The 4,761-nt window shown below is 55.8% G+C and carries 2 protein-coding genes; both read right to left on the reverse strand.

Annotated elements, in window-relative coordinates; translation table 11 throughout:
- A partial coding sequence (locus JRJ26_20180; GenBank protein ID MBW2059808.1) for a DUF1156 domain-containing protein occupies window positions 1-2,084 on the reverse strand: 2,084 nt, incomplete at its 3' end.
- Window positions 2,026-4,761, reverse strand: a 2,736-nt coding sequence (locus tag JRJ26_20185; GenBank protein ID MBW2059809.1) for a DUF3883 domain-containing protein, incomplete at its 5' end; no start/stop codon positions are given. The genes JRJ26_20185 and JRJ26_20180, both read right to left, overlap by 59 nt.

Here is a 4,761-nt window from a genome sequence, read left to right on the forward strand (position 1 = left end):
CGATCGAGTTTTTTCGTGAGGTGTTGTTTCAGCTCCTCCTTGACGTCGTTGTAGAAACCCGTGGGCCGGCGCTTCGTCTTCCGGGCCACGATGTAGATGGATGAGGCGAGAGTGGCAGACTCTCTGGCTCTTAGCCTCGCCTGCATCTCGGTGTTGATGGGCCAGGCACCGGTCATGATGAGGCCAGAATCGAGCAGAGAGTTGACGAGCGTCTCCCAGCCCGCGGTCGATTTGTGGGCGTAGACGATGACGGCGATCCCGTCGGGCTTGAGCACCCGGTGGATCTCTTGAAAGGATTTCTTCAGCATCTCTTCAAAGAAGGCCTTGCCGTCCTCCCACCCACCGGGGCCGTTGGAGTAGGCGACAATCTCGTGCTTTTTCGGGGTCAGGGGGGTGGAGAAGAGGTCGGGGTAGAGATGGCCGATCGTCCGCTTGAGCCAGACATAGAAGAAGTCGGAAAGGTAGGAATAGGGCACGTTGTCGTAATATGGGGGGTCGGTGAGGACGGCGTCGAAATACTCCCTAGGAAGCGAAAGGGATGCAGCAGAAGACTGAGTAATGATAGCATGGCTGTCACATACAAACGTTTGCTTCAATGAATACAGAATCCTCTCGATTTGATCTATGAACGCGCCGCTGTGTGGGCAAAGGGGATTATTCTCGCCATAGTCCCAAGTCATAGGCAAAGCTTGTCGAGCGTAAACATCCACAGGACATTCAGCATCTGGTTTCCATCTTGTAAGACTTGATGAAAACATTAGAGTTCTATCCATTCCGAGCCCCAAATAACTCCCCACTGCCCTGGCATACTCTGCCTCATACCCCGCCTTGAGCATCTCGTCGTGGGCCTGGCGGACCTTGTCCGCAAAGGTGATGAGCGCCAGCTTCTGCCGGGCATTGAAGAGATCGCCCCAGGTGTTCATGCCGTATCGCTGAATCCTGAATCCTAATGTTCCTGCCGGCGGCAGGCCCTCATCCGGCACAGGGTCCATGCCCCATTGGAGCATCAGCTTCTCCCGTTTCTCTCTCAGGTATTCCTCGGCTTCCCTGAAAACGACCATGTCCCTCTCCGTGGCAAGCCGGTACTGCTTGCCGCTTCTGCCAGACCTGTGCAGGACAACGGCCACCATCCGCTCTGAGGCTTTCCCTTCCTGAAAGAGCCTGTGCGTTGTATCCGCATCCACTGTGGAGCCGCAGACCGGACAGGTGGCAACCGCCCGAGCCACCGTGCCGTGTGAGGGATCAAACCCGTCCGGCCATCTCTCGTACCCGTCGCCTACGATCTTGAACTTGACCCCACCGCCTTCTCGATAGGGAAAGAGGGCGACTCTTTTTCTCGCCTTCTTGGCAAGCCAGTATTGCCGCATCAGGGGGATCTCGGCGCCGCAGGAGGGGTTCTGGCAGGGGATCGTCCTTGCCCAGATGTAGCCGACCGGGGTGGAACCGTTTCCGTCCTCGGGATAGAACCTGCCGATCTCTTTCTTGGCCTCTCTTAGGACCCAGCCTCCCCATTTTTTCACGTCCTCGAGCAGGGGGTTGATGGTTTTTTCGGTGTGGAGCAGATCATCGCTTTTGACTCTTTTCGGTCTTCCGTATTTCTGAGGATATTCGAGGGTGCACTTGAGGATCAAAACGGCCACCGGGTTATAGTCGCTCGCGTAGGTCTCGCATCCCAGGCGGAGAGACTCAAGGGGGATGGCGCCGCCCCCGGCAAAGGGGTCGAGGACCCTGGGCGGTTTCCCATCGTTTGCCTTCAGGATGTCTTCCCTTGCGCGAGCGATCATGGTTTGATTCAGGGAGTTTTCCCACTTCGAGAATTCGGAGATGAACTGGCGTTTCTTGTCCCACTCCTCGGGATCGCCTGCCGCCGGGATCAGCGCGGCGTAGTTGGTCGCCCTGGAAGATGCCAAGGGCCGCCTAGCCCACCAGATGTGGAGGGTGGATATGTGGCCGTGGCGGATGTTTTTCTCCTTGGCAGACTCGATGCTCACCTCTTTGACCGGGAAGGTCTCCTCGATAAACCGTTTATCGCTCTTCACGCGCTTCCTCTCCCTTTTTGACGATATCGGCGAGTGGGACGACATACCTCACCACCTCCACCCTCTCGTCGGGCTCGAGCCTTTCTGCCGGGTTTTGGATAACATAGAGCCGGGGGCTGGTTGCCGCATTCATGACCGCATAAAGATAGTAGTCCTCTTTGAATCTCCTCGCCTTGAACCACTCGTTCTGGGTGAGCGCCACGGCACCTGTCGCGCTCCGGGCCTTAACCTCGATATACCGGGCGGTCTTGTCTTTATCCACAGAACGGATATCGAAACCGAGGTTTTCAGAGGAGACATCCTCGGGGACCCGTCCATTCTTCGCTTCGTATTCCATCGCGACCCGCATGCCGATCCGATCGATCTCCTCGTCGCTTGCCATGGTGCTTTGGACGTCTGTCGGTGGGATGACCCGGATGATCCCACTAAAACGGGGCATGCTCATGGTGAGGCTTTTTTCCTTTTCTATCTCCTGGTTCAGCTCTTGGTGCGCTCTTTCGTACGCGGTTTTCCGCTCTTCCTTGTTCCTGATGATGAGATCGACGTTTTCTCCCCGGCCTCTCCGGTCATAGAGGGAGATCAGTTCCCCATCGAGTTTGACCATGAGGTGTTCCAGTGACTTAACGCCGTACTTTTCCTTGATTTCGGCCTGCCGGTCCCGTTCCTTTTGGATTTCGTCCTTGTAATCCTCGAGTCTTGCGATCGCGGCCCTAGATGTTCTCGCCTTCAGGGTGTCCAAATCTATTTCGTCGTGCAATAAGCCCTGACTCTCTGCGAGGTCCCAGATGACCGAAGGGTTAATGGGGTTTACATCCCCGTTCGTCAGGTGGAACCCGAAAAGCCTCCTGCCGGCAACCCTGCCGGTGCCGTCCCTGATCTCCCCTTCGTAGAAGAGGATGTACCCATTGAGCCTCCCGTCAGGGTCCGTGAAGGTCGCTCCTTTTTGAAGAGACCCCGAGAAACTCTTTTCGATCCAACTCATGACCGCCTCAAACAGGGGATGTCCAAAGGAGACGAATGTGGCGTCCGGGTGCCTGAAAGCGACATCTTTGTCGAAGGTAACCTTGGGGTATCTTCTCACGAGCTCGCCATACCGTTTCTTGAACCCATCCTGTTCGGCAATTCTACGCAGGTTCAGAGGAATCGAATCAACGGCAAGAAATCCATCCTGGCGCTCCTTCGGTTTACCACCTGCCCTGATAAACCCCTTCCGGAAATAGCTCTCCGTGTATTCCGGGATGAGCCTGTATTCTCTTGCTTGGAGTGCCATTTCTCGTATTCGCGTATAATCGATGTAGTGCGTGGCGAGGCTCTCACCGAGGCTCTCCTTGACCCTGGCAATGTAATCCTCGTCCACCGTGATATCGATTTCATCCAGGATGTCGTCGATGCTCCTGGCGTTGGCGGCCGCGTCTACCAGGAGTTGGGAGAAGCTCTTATCGTATAGGACCTCGCTCAATACGTCGAAGACCTTGTCGCTTCCCAGGGCCTTTCTGATCTCGTCGAGCTTTTCGAATAGCTTGTTCAACACCTTTCCTTCGCGGGTGTCTTGGGCGACGAGGTTGAACACGTGGACTTCCTTCTGCTGTCCGTACCGGTGGATCCTCCCCATCCGCTGTTCGAGGCGGTTCGGGTTCCAGGGGATGTCATAGTTGATCATGAGGTGGCAAAACTGGAGGTTGATCCCCTCGCCGGCCGCCTCGGTGGCGACAAGGACGTCGGTCTCTGTTTTGAAGATCCCCTCCGCCTTGATCCGCTCCTCGAGTCTCATTCCGCCGTGAATGGTGTTGGTCCTGTATCCCCACTGCCTGGTTTTTCTTTCCAGGTATTCGAGGGTGTCCCGCGACTCGGTAAAGATGAGAATCTTCTTATCCTGCCGCGAGGGATACCTCCTGCTCAGCTCTTCAAGAGACCTTTTGAGCTGCTTCAGCTTCAGCTCCTCTTCTTTTGCGATGATCCTTCGCGAGCGCTGAACAAGTCCTTCGATGACGGCGATCTCTTTTTTCAACTCCTCCCTGTTTTCAGCGACACTCAGGGTCTCCCAGATCTCCTCCTCTTTCCAGCGGGCCTCCTCGCTCATCTCTTCAACGGTCTCGAAATCGACCAGAACCTCGGGAGGCTTGCGGTTCTGCTCGACGCCTGCAAGCAGGGCTTCGAGCCGCTTTTTTCTCCGCTCCAGCGATTTGAGAAGGGCGTATGTACTGGAGGCCAACCGACGCTGGAGGATCACCAGGGCAAAGGCGATGTTTCTCTTCTTGTCCCTGGTCAGGGCCTTGTTGTACTGAGTGCTGACGTACTGGGAAAGTTCGTTGTAAAGCTCCTTCTCGTTTGGCGACTTCGCTCCGAGATTGAACGCGATAGTCTGTACGTGCCTGGGCAAGAAAAGGGGTTTGCCTTCAAAGTCTTTCAGATCCTCCTTGACCCGCCGTACGAACAATGGATTGTCCTTGTCCCTGATCGAGTCCTGAAGCATCTTGTTTGTGGCAAAGAATCCGGGCTCCAGAAGGTCAAGGAAGAGCCGAAAGTTGTCCGGGTCGCCCTTGTGCGGGGTCGCCGTGAGGAAAAGAAGGTGTTCCGTGATTCGAGATAGTGCCTCTCCCAGCCTGTATCGCTCGGTCTTCTCGGTCTTGTCGCCGTAACGATAGGCACTCATCTTGTGCGCCTCATCAACGATGATCAGATCGAAGTGGGCCGCAGACAACGAGGCGAGCACGTCGTCTCG

The organism is Deltaproteobacteria bacterium, from assembly GCA_019308905.1.
Classification (GTDB): Bacteria; Desulfobacterota; BSN033; order WVXP01; family WVXP01; genus JAFDHF01.